This window comes from Bradyrhizobium sp. BTAi1, from assembly GCF_000015165.1.
Lineage (GTDB): Bacteria > Pseudomonadota > Alphaproteobacteria > Rhizobiales > Xanthobacteraceae > Bradyrhizobium > Bradyrhizobium denitrificans.
This window is the reverse complement of the sequence record NC_009485.1, coordinates 375,276-395,551: the sequence shown is the minus strand read 5'-3', so window position 1 is coordinate 395,551 and position 20,276 is coordinate 375,276. Positions and strand designations below refer to the sequence as shown.

19 protein-coding genes are annotated in these 20,276 nt (G+C 65.1%); 9 read left to right on the top strand and 10 right to left on the bottom strand.

Annotation, left to right across the window (positions count from 1 at the left end; genetic code table 11):
• Positions 1-122: 122 nt before the first annotated feature.
• The 6 genes from sucD to BBTA_RS01860 form a co-directional block, all read right to left on the bottom strand.
• The gene (gene sucD, locus BBTA_RS01885) at positions 123-1,007 is read right to left on the bottom strand and encodes a succinate--CoA ligase subunit alpha (protein WP_012040734.1); all 885 of its coding nucleotides are present in this window, start codon (positions 1,005-1,007) and stop codon (positions 123-125) included.
• 56 nt (positions 1,008-1,063) lie between these two features.
• Positions 1,064-2,260: an ADP-forming succinate--CoA ligase subunit beta gene (sucC, locus tag BBTA_RS01880; protein ID WP_012040733.1), complete on the bottom strand. Its 1,197-nt coding sequence runs from the start codon at positions 2,258-2,260 to the stop codon at positions 1,064-1,066.
• A 122-nt stretch (positions 2,261-2,382) separates the two neighbouring features.
• Positions 2,383-3,351 (bottom strand): malate dehydrogenase, encoded by a 969-nt coding sequence (gene mdh / locus BBTA_RS01875; protein WP_012040732.1) that lies wholly within the window; start codon positions 3,349-3,351, stop codon positions 2,383-2,385.
• A gap of 225 nt (positions 3,352-3,576) precedes the next feature.
• Positions 3,577-4,758: a cell division protein ZapE gene (gene zapE, locus BBTA_RS01870; protein ID WP_012040731.1), complete on the bottom strand. Its 1,182-nt coding sequence runs from the start codon at positions 4,756-4,758 to the stop codon at positions 3,577-3,579.
• 204 nt (positions 4,759-4,962) lie between these two features.
• On the bottom strand, positions 4,963-5,502 hold the full coding sequence (gene thpR, locus BBTA_RS01865; protein ID WP_012040730.1) for an RNA 2',3'-cyclic phosphodiesterase: 540 nt from the start codon (positions 5,500-5,502) through the stop codon (positions 4,963-4,965).
• Positions 5,503-5,707: 205 nt separating this feature from the next.
• A complete protein-coding gene (locus tag BBTA_RS01860) occupies positions 5,708-6,340 on the bottom strand; it encodes an arylesterase (protein ID WP_012040729.1) in 633 nt (210 codons plus the stop codon).
• 55 nt (positions 6,341-6,395) lie between these two features.
• Between BBTA_RS01860 and BBTA_RS01855 the strand changes: the two genes are divergently transcribed.
• The 4 genes from BBTA_RS01855 (at position 6,396) to BBTA_RS01840 (ending at position 11,465) form a co-directional block, all read left to right on the top strand.
• Positions 6,396-7,130, top strand: a complete 735-nt coding sequence (locus tag BBTA_RS01855) for an ABC transporter ATP-binding protein (protein WP_041750262.1) — start codon at positions 6,396-6,398, stop codon at positions 7,128-7,130.
• Positions 7,127-9,697, top strand: a complete 2,571-nt coding sequence (locus tag BBTA_RS01850; RefSeq protein ID WP_012040727.1) for an ABC transporter permease — start codon at positions 7,127-7,129, stop codon at positions 9,695-9,697. The genes BBTA_RS01855 and BBTA_RS01850 overlap by 4 nt, the downstream gene beginning before the upstream one ends.
• Positions 9,698-9,960: 263 nt before the next feature.
• The gene (locus BBTA_RS01845) at positions 9,961-10,752 is read left to right on the top strand and encodes a Bax inhibitor-1/YccA family protein (RefSeq protein WP_012040726.1); all 792 of its coding nucleotides are present in this window, start codon (positions 9,961-9,963) and stop codon (positions 10,750-10,752) included.
• A 182-nt stretch (positions 10,753-10,934) separates the two neighbouring features.
• Positions 10,935-11,465, top strand: coding sequence for a GNAT family N-acetyltransferase (locus tag BBTA_RS01840; RefSeq protein ID WP_012040725.1), 531 nt, complete (start codon positions 10,935-10,937; stop codon positions 11,463-11,465).
• 85 nt (positions 11,466-11,550) lie between these two features.
• Here BBTA_RS01840 and BBTA_RS01835 read toward each other — a convergent pair whose 3' ends face one another.
• The 3 genes from BBTA_RS01835 to acnA all read right to left on the bottom strand — a co-directional run bounded on the left by BBTA_RS01835 (position 11,551) and on the right by acnA (position 15,990).
• Entirely contained in the window at positions 11,551-11,916 is a 366-nt protein-coding gene (locus BBTA_RS01835; protein WP_012040724.1) for a DUF2794 domain-containing protein, read from the bottom strand.
• Positions 11,917-12,342: 426 nt separating this feature from the next.
• Complete coding sequence (locus tag BBTA_RS01830) at positions 12,343-13,083, bottom strand: thioredoxin family protein (RefSeq protein ID WP_012040723.1); 741 nt, start codon at positions 13,081-13,083, stop codon at positions 12,343-12,345.
• Between the two features lie 189 nt (positions 13,084-13,272).
• Positions 13,273-15,990: an aconitate hydratase AcnA gene (gene acnA / locus BBTA_RS01825; RefSeq protein ID WP_012040722.1), complete on the bottom strand. Its 2,718-nt coding sequence runs from the start codon at positions 15,988-15,990 to the stop codon at positions 13,273-13,275.
• A 223-nt stretch (positions 15,991-16,213) separates the two neighbouring features.
• Here acnA and ccmA point away from each other — a divergent pair, with 223 nt between their 5' ends.
• From ccmA to BBTA_RS01800, 5 genes are all read left to right on the top strand, one after another.
• A complete protein-coding gene (gene ccmA, locus BBTA_RS01820) occupies positions 16,214-16,825 on the top strand; it encodes a heme ABC exporter ATP-binding protein CcmA (RefSeq protein WP_041750261.1) in 612 nt (203 codons plus the stop codon).
• A gap of 385 nt (positions 16,826-17,210) precedes the next feature.
• A complete protein-coding gene (gene ccmB, locus BBTA_RS01815; protein ID WP_012040720.1) occupies positions 17,211-17,879 on the top strand; it encodes a heme exporter protein CcmB in 669 nt (222 codons plus the stop codon).
• A 92-nt stretch (positions 17,880-17,971) separates the two neighbouring features.
• The gene (locus BBTA_RS01810; protein WP_012040719.1) at positions 17,972-18,748 is read left to right on the top strand and encodes a heme ABC transporter permease; all 777 of its coding nucleotides are present in this window, start codon (positions 17,972-17,974) and stop codon (positions 18,746-18,748) included.
• A gap of 1 nt (position 18,749) precedes the next feature.
• A complete protein-coding gene (gene ccmD / locus BBTA_RS01805; protein ID WP_012040718.1) occupies positions 18,750-18,929 on the top strand; it encodes a heme exporter protein CcmD in 180 nt (59 codons plus the stop codon).
• Positions 18,926-19,522 carry a DsbE family thiol:disulfide interchange protein gene (locus BBTA_RS01800; protein ID WP_012040717.1) on the top strand — a complete coding sequence of 199 codons (597 nt, stop codon included), beginning with the start codon at positions 18,926-18,928 and terminating at the stop codon, positions 19,520-19,522. The genes ccmD and BBTA_RS01800 overlap by 4 nt, the downstream gene beginning before the upstream one ends.
• A gap of 106 nt (positions 19,523-19,628) precedes the next feature.
• On the opposite strand, the gene BBTA_RS01795 is transcribed toward BBTA_RS01800, so the two are convergent.
• Entirely contained in the window at positions 19,629-20,231 is a 603-nt protein-coding gene (locus tag BBTA_RS01795; protein WP_012040716.1) for a septation protein A, read from the bottom strand.
• Positions 20,232-20,276: the final 45 nt, after the last annotated feature.

Genomic DNA, 20,276 nt, shown 5'->3' with positions numbered 1-20,276 from the left:
TCGATGCGCCCAATCAAAACGGCGCAATGCCTGACCCGCTGGAAAAAGCGGGTCAGGTTCGGGTTAGGACCGTTTACCTTATTTATTGTAAATATTCGCGCCGAAAAGCACTAAGTCCTGAATCAGGATTTCAACTTTTCGACAAGCGTTTTGCCGAGCCGCGCCGGCGACGGCGACACCGTGATACCAGCCGCTTCCATCGCGGCCGTCTTCGAACCGGCATCACCCTTGCCGCCCGAGATGATCGCGCCGGCATGGCCCATGCGACGGCCCGGAGGCGCCGTGACGCCGGCGATGAATCCGACCATCGGCTTCTTGCGGCCGCGCTTGGCCTCGTCCTTGATGAACTGGGCCGCGTCTTCCTCGGCCGAGCCGCCGATCTCGCCGATCATGATGATCGACTCGGTCTTGGGGTCGGCAAGGAACATCTCCAGCATGTCGATGAACTCGGTGCCCTTGACCGGGTCGCCGCCGATACCGACCGCGGTGGTCTGACCGAGGCCTTCCGAGGTGGTCTGGAACACCGCTTCATAGGTCAGCGTGCCGGAGCGTGACACGATGCCGACCGAGCCGGGCTTGAAGATATTGGCCGGCATGATGCCGATCTTGCACTCTCCGGCGGTCATGACGCCCGGGCAGTTCGGGCCGATCAGGCGCGACTTGGAGCCCTGCAGCGAGCGCTTGACCCTGACCATGTCGAGCACCGGGATGCCCTCGGTGATGCAGACGATCAGCGGGACCTCGGCGTCGATCGCCTCGCAAATGGCGTCGGCCGCACCCGGCGGCGGCACGTAGATCACCGACGCGTCAGCGCCAGTGGCCTCGCGAGCCTCCTTGACGGTGTCGAACACCGGCAGGCCGAGATGGGTCGAGCCGCCTTTGCCCGGCGAGGTGCCGCCGACCATCTTGGTGCCGTAGGCGATCGCCGCCTCGGAGTGGAAGGTGCCGTTCTTGCCAGTGAAGCCCTGACAGATGACCTTGGTGTTCTTGTCGATGAGAATGGACATCGTGCTTTCTCTAAAAGCGTTGCGGTGAGGAGCTAAGCGAGCGCCTGAAACGGCGCTCAGCCTCCCTTGACGGCCTTGACGATCTTCTGCGCGGCGTCGTCGAGATTGTCGGCGGGCAGCACGTTCAGACCGGACTCGCTGATGATCTTCTTGCCGAGATCGACATTGGTGCCTTCGAGGCGCACCACCAGCGGCACCTTCAGGCCGACTTCCTTGACCGCGGCCACGACGCCCTCGGCGATGACATCGCACTTCATGATGCCGCCGAAGATGTTGACCAGGATGCCCTTCACGTTCGGGTCGGCGGTGATGATCTTGAACGCCGCCGCGACCTTCTCCTTGCTGGCGCCGCCGCCGACGTCGAGGAAGTTGGCCGGCTCCATGCCGTAGAGCTTGATGATGTCCATCGTCGCCATCGCGAGGCCGGCGCCGTTGACCATGCAGCCGATGGTGCCGTCGAGCGCGACATAGTTGAGATCGTATTTGGAGGCCTCGATCTCCTTGGCGTCTTCCTCGGTCTCGTCACGCAGCGCCACGACCTCGGGGTGCTTGAACAGCGCGTTGGAGTCGAACGACACCTTGGCGTCGAGCACACGCAGCTGGCCCTGCTTGGTGACGACCAGCGGGTTGATCTCGAGCATCGCCATGTCCTTGGCGACGAAGGCGGTATAGAGCTGGATGGTCAGCTTCTCGGCCTGCTTGGCGAGATCGCCCGAGAGCTTCAGCGCCTTGGCGACGGCGCGACCGTGATGCGGCATCACGCCGGTGGCCGGATCGACTGAGAAGGTGATGATCTTCTCAGGCGTGCTGTGAGCAACGTCCTCGATGTTGACGCCGCCTTCGGTCGACACCACGAAAGCGACCTTCGAGGTCTCGCGATCGACCAGCAGCGACAGGTAGAATTCCTTGTCGATATCCGAGCCGTCCTCGATGTAGAGGCGGTTGACCTGCTTGCCATCGGGGCCGGTCTGCACGGTGACGAGGGTTGCGCCGAGCATCTGCTTGGCGAACGCATTGACCTCGTCAATCGACTTGGCGAGGCGGACGCCGCCCTTGTCGCCGGCCGAGGCCTCCTTGAACTTGCCCTTGCCACGGCCGCCGGCGTGGATCTGGCTCTTCACGACCCAGACCGGACCGCCGAGCGCCTTCGCCGCCGCATCCGAGTCCTCCGGACGGAGCACCGGCACGCCCTTGGAAATCGGCACGCCGAACTCGTGCAGCAGTGCCTTGGCCTGATATTCGTGAATGTTCATAAGCGGTTGCTCCCCGAACCCGCGAGAGGGTGACGTATGGAATTGTTTCGAGGATGCTTGGTATACCATATACCAAGCATCCTGCAACTCGATCGGGCGGGCTTGGGGTCCGCCCGGCCAGGTCAGCGACCGAGCAGGTCGGGCGCGATCTTCTTGCAGGCGTCGACCAGGCCCTGCACGGCGGCCACCGACTTGTCGAACGCCTCGCGGTCCTTGCCGGCCAGCTCGATCTCGACAATGCGCTCGACGCCCTTGGAACCGATCACGACGGGAACGCCGACATACATGTCCTTGACGCCGAACTCGCCGTTGAGATGGGCGGCGCAGGGCAGCACGCGCTTCTTGTCGCGCAGATAGCTCTCGGCCATCGCGATCGCCGAGGCCGCCGGCGCGTAATAGGCCGACCCGGTCTTGAGAAGGTTGACGATCTCGGCGCCGCCATTGCGGGTGCGGTCTACGATCTCGTCGATGCGGGCCTGCGAGGTCCAGCCCATCTTGACGAGGTCGGGCAGCGGAATGCCGGCGACGGTGGAGTACTTGGTCAGCGGCACCATCGTGTCGCCATGACCACCGAGCACGAAGGCGGTGACGTCCTCGACCGAGACGTTGAACTCATCGGCCAGGAAGTAGCGGAAGCGCGCGGAGTCGAGCACGCCGGCCATGCCGACGACCTTCTTGGCCGGCAGGCCCGAGGCCTTCTGCAGCGCCCAGACCATCGCGTCGAGCGGGTTGGTGATGCAGATGACGAACGCGTCGGGGGCGTACTTCTTGATGCCGGCGCCGACCTGCTCCATGACTTTGAGGTTGATCGACAGGAGATCGTCGCGGCTCATGCCCGGCTTGCGCGGCACGCCGGCGGTGACGATGCAGACCTTGGCGTTATCCAGCGCTTCGTAGGAGTTGGCGCCACTGTAATGGGCGTCGAAGCCATCGACCGGGGAGGACTGGGCGATGTCGAGCGCCTTGCCCTGCGGGACGCCTTCAGCAATGTCGAACATGACGACATCGCCGAGCTCCTTGAGGCCGATGAGGTGAGCCAGCGTTCCGCCGATCTGACCGGAGCCAATCAAAGCAATCTTGTCGCGCGCCATGGGAAATTTCCTTTGAACCCGAAGGGGTGAGGGAGGTTAAAAGTCGATTGGGTGGTTATCCCTTTCGCCCCGGCCGTTCAAGTCACGCTATGGCCAATTGACAGGCCTGCCTTGATTTCGATCAGGTCCGAGGCGGACGGGCGCTAATGATCCTTTCAGCCTGATTGACGTGGCCTTTTCACGGCTGTGTGCCCGAAGGCAGGCGCTCCCGAAATCCGGTGTTTGTCAGGTTTCGACCAGCCCCGTAGAAGTCCCGGAGGCTGCCGAGTCCTTCCGGCCGTGCGGCAGAGCCAAGTAGGATTCCGACCCCATCTCGATCAGGCGCGAGGACGTCCGCTTGAACTCCATGGCCTCGATGCCGTCGGTCGCGACGTAAAGCGAGATCGGATCCGCTTCGGCGGAAGCGATCAGCTTCACGGCGTTGTCATAGAGCGTGTCGATCAAGGTGATGAAGCGCTTGGCGGCATTGCGCTCCGCGTAGTCCATCACCGGAATATGGTCGATCAGGATGGTGTGATAGTCGTGCGCCAGGCGCAGATAGTCCGACGCTGCGAGCGGCTTCTCGCACAGGTCGGCAAAGCCGAAACGGGCAACGCCATTGGCCGAACAGGGCACATGCAGAAGGCGCCCCTTGATGGTGATGTCGCGCGACCTGCAGCGGGCGTGGCCGGTCAGCCTGCCCCAGGCGTTGTCGAGCGCGGTGCGGGCCTCGACGTCCGCCGGCACCAGCCACATCTTGACCCCGGCCAGTTTCTCCAGCCGGAAATCGGTCCGCGCGTCCAGCCGTACCACGTCCATGTGGTCGGCAATATGCTTGATGAAGGGCAGGAACAGCGCGCGGTTGAGGCCGCCCTTGTAGAGGTCCTCCGGCGCAACGTTGGAGGTCGCCACGACCACGGTGCCGAGCTCGAACAGCCTGGCGAACAGCCGGCCCAGGATCATCGCGTCGGCGATGTCGGTGACGTGGAATTCGTCGAAGCAGAGCAGCCATGACTGCTCGAAGATGGCCTGCGCCGTCAGCCCGATCACATCCGTATCGGCGAGCTCGCCGCGCGCAATGTTCTGGCGGTAGCCGTAGATGCGCTCATGCACCTCGGCCATGAATTCGTGGAAATGCGCCCGCCGCTTATGCTCGACCGGACAGTTCTGATAGAACAGGTCCATCAGCATGGTCTTGCCGCGGCCGACCTCGCCGTGAACGTAGAGGCCGCGCGGCGGCTCGCTCTTGTCGAAGAACAGGCGCCCCAGCAGGCTCTGCTTGCGCGCCGGCTTGTAGGTGGAAAGCCTGCGCTCGAGCGCGGCCAGCGCGTCGGCGACCTCGGCCTGGGCCGGGTCGGCCTCGATCGCTCCAGTATCGACCAAAGACTGATATTGCGCGCGGAACGCGTCTGACGGAGTGGACAGCATGAGCCCACTCTAGGTCATGAGACTTACGGAAAATGCAATCCGCAAATGGTGGAAGCGGCCATGCAGCCGAGCCGTAAGGACTTGGTATATGGCACGCAAACGCCGGCCGGCCCGTTAGTCCCGGGGTAACGACGTTGTTCTGCGGCTTGGCGTCCGTGGCTCGGCGCTTGCGAGTTGGCGTTTGCGGCCCGGCTCCGGCAATCTTTAGACGGCGCAGAGGTCGTAGGCATCCTCCACGACATAGGGCCCGCCCCCCGTCGAAGCACGGGACGAGAACAACACGAAGCGCTCGGCGACGAACACCCGGCTCGGGAAGTAGCCCCGGACCGACAGATAATCGGCGACGTCCTGGCTCGATGCGTCGTGCAGCCGCGCCAAGGTCACATGCGGCACGAATTTGCGTCCCTCGGGATCGAGCCCGATCCGCTGCATCATGCGTTCCAGCTCGGCCTGCAGCTCGATCAGCGGCCGGCTGGGCGCGATGTTGGCGACGACAGCGCGCGGCTTGCGGCCGCCGAAGCTCGAGAGACCCTGCACCGTGACTTCGAACGGCTTGCGGTTGACCCGCCACAGCATCGCGGCGATCTCGTTGGCCGACGCGCCGTCGATATCGCCGATGAAACGCAAGGTGACGTGGTAATTTTCCGGATCGATCCAGCGGGCGCCGGGAAGGCCACCCCGCAAATTGGAGAGAGTCTGGCCGACCTCGGCCGGGATCTCCAGTCCAGTAAACAGACGCGGCATCGTTGCAGGACTCCCGATGCTGGAGGCTGATCCCGAAAATTGACGAGATCATGCCTTGACGAAAGGATCGACGACGAATCGCCAATGCATAATTCCTACCGAATTTATATGACTCCGCGACGGACGCAGCGTTAACGCCGGTAAAAGCTGCGGAAAACCTCGCCCGCAAGGTGACCGCGAATGATCCGACCGCGGCTTCGTTCCATCATTGCTCACGAAGCGGACGCAGGAATGCTTCCACCATAGGCAACATCCGGGAGACGATGATGTCGACGCCCGCGGCCGTGGGGTGAATGCCGTCGGCCTGGTTCAACTTGGGATCGGCGGCAACACCGTCGAGAAAGAACGGGTAAAGCTGGACGTCGAACTGCTTGGCGAGGTCGGGGTAGATCGCGTTGAATTTCGCAGCGTAATCGCTGCCGTAATTCGGCGGCGCCAGCATGCCGCACAGCATCACCGCGATGCCCCGCGCCTTCAGCCGCTGGACGATCTCGGTCAGCGCCTGCCGCGTGACCGACGGATCGATGCCGCGCAAAGCATCATTGGCGCCGAGCTCGACGATCACGGCCTCGGTGCCATCGGCCACCGACCAATCGAGCCGGTCGCGTCCGCCCGAGGAGGTGTCGCCGGACACCCCGGCATTGGTCATCTCGACCTTCAGCCCCTTGTCGTTCAACGCCTTTTGAAGCTTGGCCGGAAACGCATCCGAAGCCGACAGGCCGAGGCCCGCGCTCAAGGAGTCGCCAAGCACCACCAGCTTGATCGGCTTGCCGGCCTCGGCGCCCGCGAATGCCGGCCCCATTGTCATCATGGCGAGCATCAACACGAGTATGTGCACGAAGATGCGCCCGCGCCTCTCGACCCGGCTTGCGGAGTTGCCATATGACCGAGCCATGGACAGTCTCATCGAAACCTCGCCTTTGGCCGGCACAGCGCCGGACACCATTACCATCGCCAACGTCAATCTCTCGCTCGGCACCGGAGCGGCGCGTGTTCACATTCTCAAGGACATCAGCCTGCGGGTGGGACAAGGCGAGACGATCGGCCTGATCGGACCGTCGGGCTCCGGCAAGTCCACGCTGCTGATGGTGATGGCGGGATTGGAACGTCCAGACAGCGGTCAGGTGGTGGTCAATGGCACCGCTTTCAATGCCCTGGACGAGGACGCGCTGGCCCGGTTCCGCGGCCGCCAGGTCGGCATCGTCTTCCAGTCCTTCCACCTGATCCCGACCATGACCGCACTCGAGAATGTCGCGGTGCCGCTGGAGCTGGCCGGGCATTCCGGCGCCGCCGAGCGGGCCGCGCGCGAGTTGGACTCGGTCGGCCTCGGCCACCGGCTGCACCATTATCCGACCCAGCTGTCCGGCGGCGAGCAGCAGCGCGTGGCGCTGGCGCGCGCCCTCGCCCCCGACCCGGCCATCCTGGTGGCCGACGAGCCGACCGGCAATCTCGACGAGACCACCGGCCGGCAGATCGTCGACCTGCTGTTCACCAAGCATGCCGAGCGCGGCATGACCCTGGTGCTCGTGACCCATGACAGCGGGCTTGCGCATCGCTGCGACCGTGTCGTGCGGCTGCGCTCGGGACGGATCGAAGCCGACGGCGCACACGAGCCTGCCCTGGCATGAGCAGCGTCGCCGAACCGATCCCCGCCGGCCGCATGGCCTGGCTGCCGGTGCGTTACGCCCTGCGCGAGCTGCGCGGCGGCCTGCGCGGCTTCTACGTCTTCATCGCCTGCATCGCGCTCGGCGTGCTCGCCATCGCCGGCGTCGGCTCGGTGGCCGCGAGCCTCAATGACGGTCTCGTTCGCGAGGGCCGCACGCTGCTCGGCGGCGACGTCGCGTTTTCGCTGTTTCAGCGCGAAGCCAAGCCGGAGGAGATCGCGTTCCTGCGTTCGCGCGGCGAGGTGTCGCTGGCGGCGACCTTACGGGCCATGGTGCGCTCCAACGACGCCAAGCTGGCGCTGGTCGAGCTCAAGGCTGTCGACGACGCCTATCCGCTGCTCGGCAAAGCCGAGCTGCAGCCCGACCTGCCGCTCTCCGACATTCTGGCCGAGCGCGGCGGCGCTTATGGCGCGGCCGCCGATCCGGCGCTGCTGGCGCGGCTCGACCTCAAGGTCGGCGACACCGTCAGCATCGACACCGTGCGCTTCCAGATCCGCAGCGCGCTGCAGGCCGAGCCGGACAAGCTGTCGGGCGGCATCGGGCTGGGACCGCGCTTCCTGATCAGCGAGGCCGGCTTGCGCGCCACGCCGCTGCTGCAGCCGGGCAGCCTGGTGCGCTGGACCTACCGGGTCCGGCTGCCGGACAACGCCAAGGACGATCATGCCGCGGCGTCCTTCATCGCCGACACCCGTCTGACCTTGCCATCGGCCGGGTGGGAGATCCGCAGCCGCAGCAATGCCTCGCCGCAATTGGAGCGCACCATCGGCCGCTTCACCCAGTTCCTGACCCTGGTCGGTCTCGCCGCGCTGCTGGTCGGCGGCGTCGGCGTCGCCAATGCGGTCAAGAGCCATGTCGACCGCCGCACCGAGGTGATCGCGGCGTTCAAGGCGCTGGGCGCCACCAGCCGCGACGTGTTCGGAATCTACCTCGTGCAGGTCATGGTGCTCGCCACGATCGGTTCGATCATCGGACTTTGTGCCGGCGCCGCCCTGCCCTTTGTGATCGTCGGACTGTTCGGCAAGATCCTGCCGCTGCCAGTGATCCCGGCGCTGCATCCGGACGAGCTGGCGCTGTCCTTCGTCTACGGTCTGCTCACCGCCCTCGCCTTCGGCCTGTGGCCGCTCGGGCGCATCCGTGACGTGCCCGTGGCGGCGCTGTTCCGCGAGGCGGTGATCGCCGAGTGGCACCGTCCGCGCTGGAGTTATCTGGCCCTGATCGCCGGCACGGTGGCGCTCTTGGTGGCGGTGGTGATCGGCCTGTCCTACGACAAGAATATCGCCGCCGTGTTCGTGGTCGCCGCTGCGCTCGTGTTCGTGCTGCTGCGGGGCATCGCCGCTGTCGTGATGGCGAGCGCGCGCGCCATGCCGCGCAGCCGCTTCCCGATGCTGCGGCTCGCCGTCAGCAACATCTATCGCCCGGGCGCGCTGACGCCGTCGGTGGTGCTGTCGCTCGGACTGGGGCTCGCGGTGCTGGTCACGATCACCCAGATCGACGGCAATCTGCGGCGGCAGTTCCTCGCGCAGCTGCCAGAACAGGCGCCGTCATTCTTCTTCATCGACGTGCCCTCCGGCGAGGCCGAGCGCTTCCGCGGCTTCCTGAAGGAGCTTGCGCCACAATCCTCGGTCGACGACGTGCCGATGCTGCGCGGCCGGATCGTCTCCGCCCGCGGCGTGCGCGCCGAGGACCTCAAGGCCACGGCGGAGACCGAATGGGTCCTCCAGAGCGACCGCGGCCTGACCTATACCGGCGAGATCCCCAAGGGCTCCAAGGTCGTCGAGGGCGAATGGTGGGGCGAGAGCTACAGCGGACCGCCACTGGTCTCGATCGAGAAGCGGATCGCGGATGGCCTCGGCCTCAAGCTCGGTGACGACATCGTGGTCAACGTGCTCGGACGCGATATCGCGGCGCGGATCGGTAACATGCGCACCATCGACTGGCAGGGGCTCGGCATCAATTTCGTGCTGGTGTTCTCGCCGAATGCCTTCAAGGGCGCGCCTCATACCCATGTCGCCACCCTGACCGAGGTGCGCTCCGATGCGGCCGAGGATGCTCGCGTCATCCGCAAGGTCGCCGACGCGTTCCCGATGGTGACCAGCGTGCGCGTGCGCGAGGTCATGGAGACGGTCGGAACTGTCGTTTCCAACCTGGCGCTCGCGATCCGCGGCGCCAGCGCGGTGACCCTGATTTCGGCGATCCTGGTGCTGGGCGGCGCGCTCGCCGCCGGCCACCGTCACCGCGTCTATGACGCCGTCATCCTGAAGACGCTCGGCGCCACCCGGCTGCGCTTGCTGGGCGCCTACGTGCTTGAGTATCTCATGATTGGCTTCGCAACCGCTGCGTTCGGTGTGATTGCCGGCTCGGTCGCCGCCTGGTTGATCGTGACCCGGCTGATGACGTTGAGCTTCGCCTGGCAGGCCGGAAGCGCCGCTATGGTCGTCCTGGCGGCGCTGGTCGTGACCGTCGGCCTCGGACTGGCCGGAACGCTGCTGGCGCTCAATCAGAAGCCGGCAAGCGTTCTGAGGAATCTGTAGCGGCTTGCGCGATCATGCCGCACGGTTAACGCGCGTTATAGAGGGCGAACGCCTGCGGAGCGACATTCAGCCGCGCGTGGAAGCTTGCAGCGGATATGCTAGTTTCCCATCTAGGGAATGGGCTCAGAGACCTGCCAAAGATGGCAAATTTGCCGATGACGCAAATTTAATGTCTGTGGTGGGGGGTATGAGATAGGGTTTTTCGAGAACCGGCATAAGGTCCGTCAGGACCTCTGTTCCGGGCAACCAACGGGAATTCGACCATGTCGGACCTAGACCGCAACTATGCTTCACCCTTTGGCCGGGTGGCCGGGCGCGCCGATGCCGCGACCGTCGACGCCGGTCTGCGCGCCTACATGCTGCGCATCTACAATTACATGAGCATCGGCTTGGCGATCACCGGTCTGGCGGCGCTCGGCGTCTACATGGCGTCGGTGACCGGCGACCCGGCGGCGGGCGTGTTCAAGTTCGGCAACGCCTACCTGACGCAGTTCGGCTACGCGATGTTCGTGAGCCCGCTGAAGTGGCTGTTCATCCTGGCCCCCTTGGTCATGGTGTTCGCGATCTCGGCCGGCATCAACCGCCTGGCGCCGTCGACCGCGCAGATCCTGTTCTGGGTGTTTTCGGCCCTGATGGGTATCTCGCTGTCGTCGATCTTCCTGGTGTACACCCACACCTCGATCGTGCGGGTGTTCTTCATCACCGCGGCGACTTTTGGTGCGCTCAGCCTGTACGGCTACACCACCAAGCGTGACATGACCGGCATGGGCTCGTTCCTGTTCATGGGCCTGATCGGCATCGTGCTGGCGAGCCTCGTGAACCTGTTCCTGGCGAGCTCGATGCTGCAGTTCATCGTCTCGGTGGTCGGCGTGTTCGTGTTCGCCGGTCTCACGGCCTGGGATACGCAGCGCCTGAAGAACGAGTACATCTATGGCTACGCCTCCGCGGGCGGCGACATCGCCGAGCGTGCAGCGATCACCGGCGCCCTGTCGCTGTACTTGAACTTCATCAACCTGTTCACGCTGCTGCTGCAGCTGCTCGGACAGCGCGACTGATCCAGCGGGCCACAGTCACAGCCTTCGGAAGCCCCGGCCTCACCGCCGGGGCTTTTCGTTGTGCCGGCCCGCTTAGACCTGCTCGCTCGTACCCTGCTCGTTTGCGCCGCGCGCAGACACGCGACGACAGCCATGCCGCAACGGCGGATTGATCGTCCGATCCGCCTTGCTATGGTTTCGCCATGCCTGACATCGACATCCGGCCCACCGGCGAGGCCGATCTTCCCGCCATCACCGCCATCTACGGTCAGGCCGTGCGCGAGGGCACGGCCACCTTCGAGCTCGATGCTCCGGACTTGACCGAGATGACCCGCCGCTTCCGCGCGCTCACGGATGGCGGCTTCCCTTATTTCGTCGCCCTGCTGGACGGAGAGGTGGTCGGCTATGCCTATGCCGGACCGTACCGGCCCCGCCCTGCCTATCGTTTCACGGTGGAGAATTCGATCTATCTGGCTCCTGCGAGCCAGCGCCGGGGCATCGGAAGGCGGCTGATGCAGCGCTTGATCACGGCTTGTGAGGAGCGGGGCTTCCGCCAGATGATCGCGGTGATCGGCGACTCCGCCAATGCCGGATCGGTCGGACTGCATCGCGCCTGCGGCTTCCAGATGATCGGCACCCATCCGAGCGTCGGGCTCAAATTTGGCCGATGGCTCGACACGGTCATGATGCAGCTGCCGCTCGGCGCCGGCGGGAGCAACGTGCCCGCCGCGTAACCACGGCGGGTCCTCTCCGCGATCGCGCCTCTCGAGCGCACCGGTCGGCGCGCAGGGATCACATGACGCGAGTCAAATCACCGGATCAAACCAGGGCCGGCTTTGGCGCGATCACCAGCAGCACGCGCTCGAGCTCGTGGCCGCGCCGCAGGATCAGGCCGGTCGCCGAGATGACGCTGTACATACCCTGCTTGCGGGCGAGGCGCGGGTCCTTCTCGATACGGTAGATCGGCACCTCGGACGCGCGACGAAATACGGAAAACACCGCCCGGTCGCGCAGGAAGTCGATCGAATAGTCCCGCCATTCGCCATCGGCGACCATGCGGCCGTAGAGATTGAGTATCCGGTTCAGCTCAAGCCGGTCGAACGTCACCCGATTGGGCGCTGCGGCCGCGCTGCGGGCCGCCGCGCGGTTCTCGCTCGGATCGGCATCCTCCGGGGTGAGCTTCATCGGCGTCCTCCTGTCATCTCTGTGACATGATCGCGCCATCCGCCGGAAGCCGCAAGGGGCGGCTTTGAGTGTTGAAGTGCGGCTCCAGCTACGACCAACACGAGTTCCGCGAACACGTCAGCGTCACGGGATCGTTAGCAGAATCATAATCGCGCCGTCTTTCCGCCCAGGGACCGCCCCCGATCTTGGGCATAAGATTCGTGTGCGTTGGCCCGGTCCTTTCGGTTCCGGATTCCTCAGCCCCCAGCCCCCCGGGGTCGTCAGGATCGGGTCTATTCACAAGTGATGGCAAAGGGCCAACGCAAGTTGGTCCTTTTGCTTTTTGGACCAGCGCAAGGCTGCGTCGCTGCCGGTTGTGCGCGATCAAGCCGGACGCACCTGAACGCGGCCGGGAACGGCTCCAAGACCAGCGGATTTGGACAGGCGCTAATGCAGCTCGGAATAGGCTGCGCCGAGCATCGGACCCGGCCGGTCACGGCTGCCGTCCTGCACATAGACAACGGCACCGTCGACGCCCTCTTTGGCGATCTTCTCCAGCGGCACGCTCCAGCTGGTCGACGCTCCGGTCCAATCGCCAAGCTTCAACAGATTGCGAACGACGTTGTAGTAGGTCAGCTCGCGCCCGCTGTTCTCGCCACGCCCGACCTGGATCGGGACGGCCCGCGAGATCGAGCAGACCCAGACCTCGCCATGTCTGCGCGGCATGTGCTCATCGGCCGCGGCGATCGAGACGGTCAGCTCCTGGCCCTCGATCGACAGTCTGACCGGCACCGACATGGCGGCACCGCCCTGCGCGGTCTCCTCAATGGCGCCCTCGATCGCCTCGCGATCACTGCCGATGACATGAACCGAGCCGTTGACCACGGCCTGGGGCGTATAGACCTCACGATCGCCGCGAACGCGCGAATAAGCGCGCTGCCGCGCCGTGAAGCGGGAATCCGCCAGGGTGTCCTTCCAACCGAGATAGTCCCAATAGTCGATCGGTAGCGACAATGCGATCACCGACGGATCTCTGGCCAGATCGCCAAGCACCTTGTCGGCCGGCGGACAGGAGGAGCAGCCCTGAGAGGTAAATAGTTCGATGACCGCACGCGGATCGGAGGCGGCTGGCCGGACGAAAGCGATGACCGCACAGACACTGAGCGCCGCGCGCGACCACCACGACATCTGTCCACCCATCATCACTGTCCTGTCCGGAACAACACTGTCCGCCGCACCCTGCCGCGTCAATAACTGCGAAGCCGCCCTCGGCGTTGACAACCAAAAATGCAAAGGAGGCGGCCTATGTCATAGGCCGCCTCCTTCATCACCCGCTACTCACTTCAGAGTGAGCCAATCTGTCGCATCGCGCCTTGGTTAAGCGGCGAGCTTGCGCAGCACGTAGTGCAGGATGCCGCCGTTGCGATAGTAGTCGAGCTCATCGAGCGTATCGATGCGGCAAAGCAGCGGCACCTGCTGCGCCGCGCCGTCAGCCGAAACGATCTCGGCGGTCAGCGTCTGACGCGGCTTCAGGTCGCCCTGCAGCCCCTTGATGGTGACCTTCTCATCGCCCTTGAGCCCGAGCGAGGACCACGACGTGCCTTCCTGGAAGGTGAGCGGGAGCACACCCATGCCGACCAGGTTGGAGCGGTGGATGCGCTCGAAGCTCTGGCAGATCACGGCACGGACGCCGAGCAGACGGGTGCCCTTGGCCGCCCAGTCACGCGACGAGCCGTTGCCATATTCGGCACCGGCGAACACGACCAGCGGCACGCCCTCTTCCTGGTACTTCATCGCGGCATCGTAGATCGACATCTGCTCGCCGTCGGGCCAGTGCTTGGTCAGGCCGCCCTCCGGGATGTTGCCGTCGGCGCCCTTGAGCATGAAGTTCTTGATGCGGATGTTGGCGAAGGTGCCGCGCATCATGATTTCGTGATTGCCGCGGCGGGTGCCGTACTGGTTGAAGTCGGCCGGGCGGACCTGGTGCTCGCTGAGGAATTTACCGGCGGGCGAGGTCAGCTTGATCGAACCGGCCGGCGAGATGTGGTCGGTGGTGATCTTGTCGCCGAACAGCGCCAGCACGCGGGCCTCGACGATGTCCTTGATCGGCTCCGGCTCCTTCTTCATGCCCTCGAAATACGGCGGGTTCTGCACGTAGGTCGACGACATGTTCCAGCGATAGGTCTCGCTCTCGACCGTCTTGATCTTGCGCCAGTTGGTGTCGCCCTTGAACACGTCGGCGTAGCGCTTCTTGAAGATCGAGGCCTTGACGAACTTCTTGACGAAGTCATTGACCTCCTTCGTCGTCGGCCAGATGTCCTTCAGGTAGACTGGCTTCTTGTCCTTGCCGATGCCGATCGGCTCGACCGCCAGATCCTTGGTCACGGTGCCGGCGAGCGCATAGGCGACGACCAGCGGCGGCGAGGCCAGATAGTTGGCCTGCACGTCCGGCGAGACGCGGCCTTCGAAGTTGCGGTTGCCCGACAGCACGGCCGCCGCGACGACGCCGTTGTCGTTGATCGACTTCGAGATCTCCTCCGGCAGCGGCCCGGAATTGCCGATGCAGGTGGTGCAACCGAAGCCGACCAGGTTGAAGCCGACCTTGTCGAGGTCTTTCTGCAGGCCCGAATTTGCCAGGTATTCGGCAACCACCTGACTGCCCGGGGCGAGCGAGGTCTTCACCCACGGCTTGGCCTTGAGGCCCTTGGCCGCAGCGTTGCGGGCCAAGAGGCCGGCGCCGATCAGCACGCTCGGGTTCGAGGTGTTGGTGCAGGAGGTGATGGCGGCGATGACGACGTCGCCGTGGCCGATGTCGAAATCCTTGCCCTCGACCGGGAAGCGCTGGGTGGCATCGCTCTTCTTGTACTCGCCGGCCAGCGCGGTGGCGAAGCCCTCGGCGACGGCGGGCAACGCGATGCGGCCCTCGGGACGCTTCGGACCGGCCATCGACGGCACGACGTCGCCCAGATCCAGCGTCAGCGTCTGCGTAAACACCGGATCCGGCGACTTGGCGGTCCGGAACAGGCCCTGGGCCTTCGCGTAGGCTTCAACAAGCGCGACGCGCGGTGCCTTGCGGCCCGAGGTCTTGAGATAATCGATCGTGGCGGCGTCGACCGGGAAGAAGCCGCAGGTCGCGCCATACTCCGGAGCCATGTTGGCGATCGTCGACTTGTCGGCGACCGAGAGATGGTCGAGGCCGGGGCCGAAGAATTCGACGAACTTGCCGACCACGCCGAGCTTGCGCAGCATCTGGGTGACGGTCAGCACGAGGTCGGTGGCGGTCACGCCTTCCTTGAGCGCGCCGGTCAGCTTGAAGCCGACCACGTCGGGCAGCAGCATCGACAGCGGCTGGCCGAGCATGCAGGCCTCGGCCTCGATGCCGCCGACGCCCCAGCCGAGCACGGCGAGACCATTGACCATGGTGGTGTGCGAATCAGTGCCGACCAGCGAATCCGGATAGGCGACCTCGAAGGTGCCCTTGGTCCGGCCGACCGTCATCTTCTCCTTCTTGGTCCAGACGGTCTGCGCCAGATATTCGAGGTTGACCTGGTGGCAGATGCCGGTGCCGGGCGGCACGACGGAGAAGTTCGAGAACGCCTTCTGACCCCATTTCAGGAATTCGTAACGTTCCTGGTTCTGCTTGTACTCCTCGGCGACGTTCTTGCCGAACGCCTTGTTGTCACCGAAGTAGTTGACGATCACCGAGTGGTCGATGACGAGATCGACGGGGACCAGCGGATTGATCTTCTCGGCATCGCCGCCGAGCTTCTGCATCGCATTGCGCATGGCCGCGAGGTCGACGACGGCGGGCACGCCGGTGAAATCCTGCATCAGCACGCGCGCCGGGCGAAACGCGATCTCGTGCTCCAGCGATTTCTTTCGCAGCCATTTCGACACCGCGACGATGTCGTCCTTGGTGACGGTGCGACCGTCCTCGTTACGCAGCAGGTTCTCGAGCAGCACCTTCATCGAGTAGGGCAGCTTGGAGATGTCCTTGAGACCGTTCTTCTCGGCTGTGGGCAAGCTGTAATAGATGTAGCTCTTCGTTCCGACCTTGAGGGTCTTGCGACACTTGAAGCTGTCGAGCGAGGTCATGCGTGGGAATCCCAATTGATCTGTATACCCTGAGGGGGTATTTAAGAACCGTCAGCGCGAGGCGCCGGATGGCTTGCAGCGGACGATTGTGTGCTGCATCAAGGTCGGGCTTATAGAAGCTTTCTAACTGCGCCGCCACAGCCACAAGCAAGTCGCGACGTGGCATCACCCACAAATTCTCACACGCTAGCCTTCAATTTCGTAAGGGCTGTCACGACGGGCCATGCAGCTTGCTCCCAGATTGTTCGGACACGACGTCAGATGCGTGCGCGGCGGCCGCGAGGTGTTCGCCGGCCTTGCCTTCGAGGCGGTCGCGGGCGAGGCGCTGGCGGTGACCGGGCACAATGGCGCAGGCAAGACCTCGCTGCTGCGGCTGATCGCAGGGCTCCTGCTGCCTGCCGGCGGCACCATCGCCATCGAGGGCAGCGAGGCCGAACTGACGGTGCCGGAGCAGGCGCATTATCTCGGCCACCGCGACGCGCTGAAGCCGGCGCTCAGCGTGCGCGAGAATCTGGCGTTCTGGGCCGACTTCCTCGGCGGCGGCACGACGCGGCCGATCCCCGACTGTCTCGCCGCCGTCGGCATCGCCCACGCGATCGATCTGCCCGCCGGCTATCTCTCCGCCGGCCAGCGCCGCCGACTGTCATTGGCCCGCCTGCTCGCCGTTCCCCGGCTGCTGTGGCTGCTCGACGAGCCGACCGCAGCGCTCGACGTCGCAGGCCAGGCGATGTTTGCCGGCCTGATGCGCGAGCATCTCGCCGGGGGCGGGCTGATCGTGGCGGCAACGCACGGCCCGCTCGGCATCGACACGCGCGAACTGCGGATCGGAGCATGAGTACGATGACCGTCAGCATTGTTTGCGCCAAGCCCACCGCGCTTTCCGTTCCCTCCCCCCTTGTGGGGGAGGGTCAGGGAGGGGGGTCCCCCACGACGGGCCCTATCGCTTTGGACAAGATCCCCTTCCGTCAGATTCCGTCCCATCGGCTTGCGCTCCCCTTCCCCTTGCGGGGAGGGCAACCGGCCGCATTCGCGGCCAGCTTCTTTAAGGCACGCCGAAGCAAAACTTCGGCTATAGGTGGGGGTCCCCACGGGCAGTATCGCCCGGAGCCACCCCCCTCCCTGACCCTCCCCCACAAGGGGGGAGGGAACGCAGTGTGCGGGTGGAGGGAGGGTGGCTCGCCCAATGACCACGCGGCATCAACATCCGAGACCCTTCCCGCATGACCGCCCTCGCTGCCCTCATTCGCCGCGACATCAGAATCGCGCTGCGCATCGGCGGCGGCGCGCTGATTGGGGTGCTGTTCTTTCTCACCGTCGTGGTGCTGATGCCGTTCGCGGTCGGGCCCGACCTCGCGCTGCTGACCCGGCTCGGCCCGGCGATCCTGTGGCTCGGCGCCCTGCTCGCCAGCCTGCTGACCCTCGACAGGTTGTTCACCGCCGACCATGAGGACGGCTCGCTCGACCTGATCGTGATGAGCCGGACGCCGCTGGAGCTCGCCTGCGCCGCCAAGGCGCTGGCGCACTGGCTCGCCGCCGGCCTGCCGCTGGTGATCGCCACGCCGGTTCTCGGCCTGCTGCTGAACCTCGACGCGACCGCCACCGGCGCTGTCGCGCTGACCTTGCTGGCCGGAACGCCGGCGCTGACCTTCATCGGCATGATCGGTGCGGCGCTGGCGGTGACGATGTCACGCGGCGGGTTGCTGTTGGCCGTGCTGGTGCTGCCACTATCGATCCCGGTGCTGATCTTCGGCGTGGCGGCGTCGCAGGCGGCGATTGTAGGCCCGCTGCCGTTCGGCGCGCCGTTCTCGATCCTTTGCGCCTTGTCGCTGGTTAGCTTCGTGATCGGTCCCTTCGCAGCCGCAACAAGCCTCCGCAACGGCCTGGACTAACGGAACACCGGCGGGGTTTGACCATGATCAACTCTTGCCGAGCGGCACCGTGCTGATTGCCTGCAACTGCTTCCGCCTTTAACAAGGTTCTCATGTCGCTGATCGACCTCGCCAATCCCACCCGGTTCCTTGCGCTGACGGCACGGCTGCTGCCGTGGCTGGCGCTGGTCACGGTCGTGCTGCTGGCCGCCGGCCTGTACCTCTCGGCGCTGGCGCCCGACGATTATCAGCAGGGCGCCACCGTCAAGATCATGTTCATCCACGTGCCGAACGCGTGGCTGTCGATGTTCGTCTGGGGCGTGATGAGCCTCGCCTCGCTCGGCACCCTGGTGTGGCGGCACCCGCTCGCCGATGTCGCGGCAAAAGCAGCCGCCCCGATCGGCGCCAGCTTCACCTTTCTCGCCCTGCTGACCGGCTCGCTGTGGGGCCGGCCGATGTGGGGCACCTATTGGGAATGGGATGCGCGGCTGACCTCGGTGCTGATTCTGTTCCTGATGTATCTCGGCCTGATGGCGTTGTGGCGCGCGGTCGAGGATCCGACGCGCGCCGCCCGCGCGGCCGCCGTGTTGACGCTGGTCGGCGCGATCAACCTGCCGATCATCAAGTTCTCGGTCGACTGGTGGAACACGCTGCACCAGCCGGCTTCGGTGATGCGGATGGGCGGACCGGCGCTCGACAAGTCGTTCCTGATTCCGCTTCTGGTGATGGCGATCGGCTTCTCGTTCCTGTTTGTGACCTTGCATGTCGCTGCCATGCGCAACGAGATTCTCCGCCGGCGCGTGCGCAGCCTGCAGATGATGCAGGCGCGCGCCTATACTGGCAGCGCCCCTGCGAGCGGGGCAACCGGTCCGATCGTGGGAGCCGCCTGACATGGACCTCGGTCCCTACACCTCCTTCATCGCAACCTCCTATCTCGCCGCCGCGCTCGTCGTGGTGCTGCTGATTGCCTGGATCGCGATCGACTACCGCACCCAGAAGGCGCGGCTGCGCGCGCTTGAGGAGAGCGGCATCGTCAGGCGCTCGGGCCGCGCGGCGACGGACATCCAATGACCGAACAGGCTGCAACGGAGCCTGCGCCGCGGCGCCGCTCATTCCTCATGCTGCTGCCGCTCGTGGTGTTTCTCGGGCTTGCGGCGCTGTTCTGGTTCCGGCTCGGCAATGGCGATCCGTCGCGGATTCCCTCCGCCTTGATCGGCCGCCCCGCCCCGAACACGCCGCTGCCGGCGCTGCCCGAGCTGGCCAAAGACGGTACGCCGGTGCCCGGACTCGACCCGGCCGCGCTCAAGGGCAAGGTCAGCATCGTCAACGTCTGGGCGTCGTGGTGCGTGCCGTGCCACGACGAGGCGCCTCTGCTGGTCGAGCTCGGCCGCGACAAGCGCTTCCAGATCATCGGCATCAACTACAAGGACGGCGCCGACAACGCCCGCCGCTTCCTCGGCCGCTACGGCAACCCCTATGACGTCGTCGGCGTCGACGGCAACGGCCGCGCCGGCATCGAATGGGGCGTCTATGGCGTGCCCGAGACCTTCGTCGTCGGACGAGAAGGCACCATCGTCTACAAGCTGGTCGGCCCGATCACGGCCCAGAACCTCGACGCCGTGCTGAAGCCGGAAATCGAGAAGGCGCTGAAGGCGGGCGGGTAGTTCGAAGGCAAACAGGTCGTTTCTCGTCATTGCGAGCGAAGCAATTCAGGGCGTCACCCGGAGCTCTGGGTTGCTTCGTCGCTTGCGCTTGACGGCGGTGGTGGAACTACCCCTTGCTCACATCCCCTTCCGCTGCATCGCTGGCTTCCAGCGACGCCGGGTCCTGGTGGTAGCGCTTGATCAGCGGCATCTGGGCAATGGCGAAGATCATGGTCAGCGGCACCACGCCGAACGCCTTGAAGCCGACCCAGAAATCCGTGCTCTGGGTGCGCCAGATGATCTCGTTCAGCACCGCCATCGCGGCGAAGAACAACGCCCAGCGGAAGGTGAGGATGCGCCACCCCGCCGGCGTCAGATTGAACATCTGATCGAACATGATCGCGATGAAGGAGCGATTGAACAGCAGCCCGCCGCCGAGCACGGCCGCGAACAGGCCGTAGATGATGGTCGGCTTCAGCTTGATGAAGGTCTCGTCGTGCAGCACCAGAGTGAGCGTGCCGAACACCAGCACGACGATGCCGGTGACGATCGCCATCAGCGGCACGTGCTTCGTCACGACGTAGGAGGCGATCATCGCCGCCACGATCGCGACCATGAAGGCGCCGGTCGCCGCGAACAGATTGAACTTGGCGTTGACGACGAAGAACACGATCAGCGGACCGAGTTCGGTCGCGAGCTTGAACAGCGGATGCGGCTGGGTCTTGTCCATTCCATGTCCCGTTGGCTGTCATCAGCCGCGGCCGCGGCTGATCCA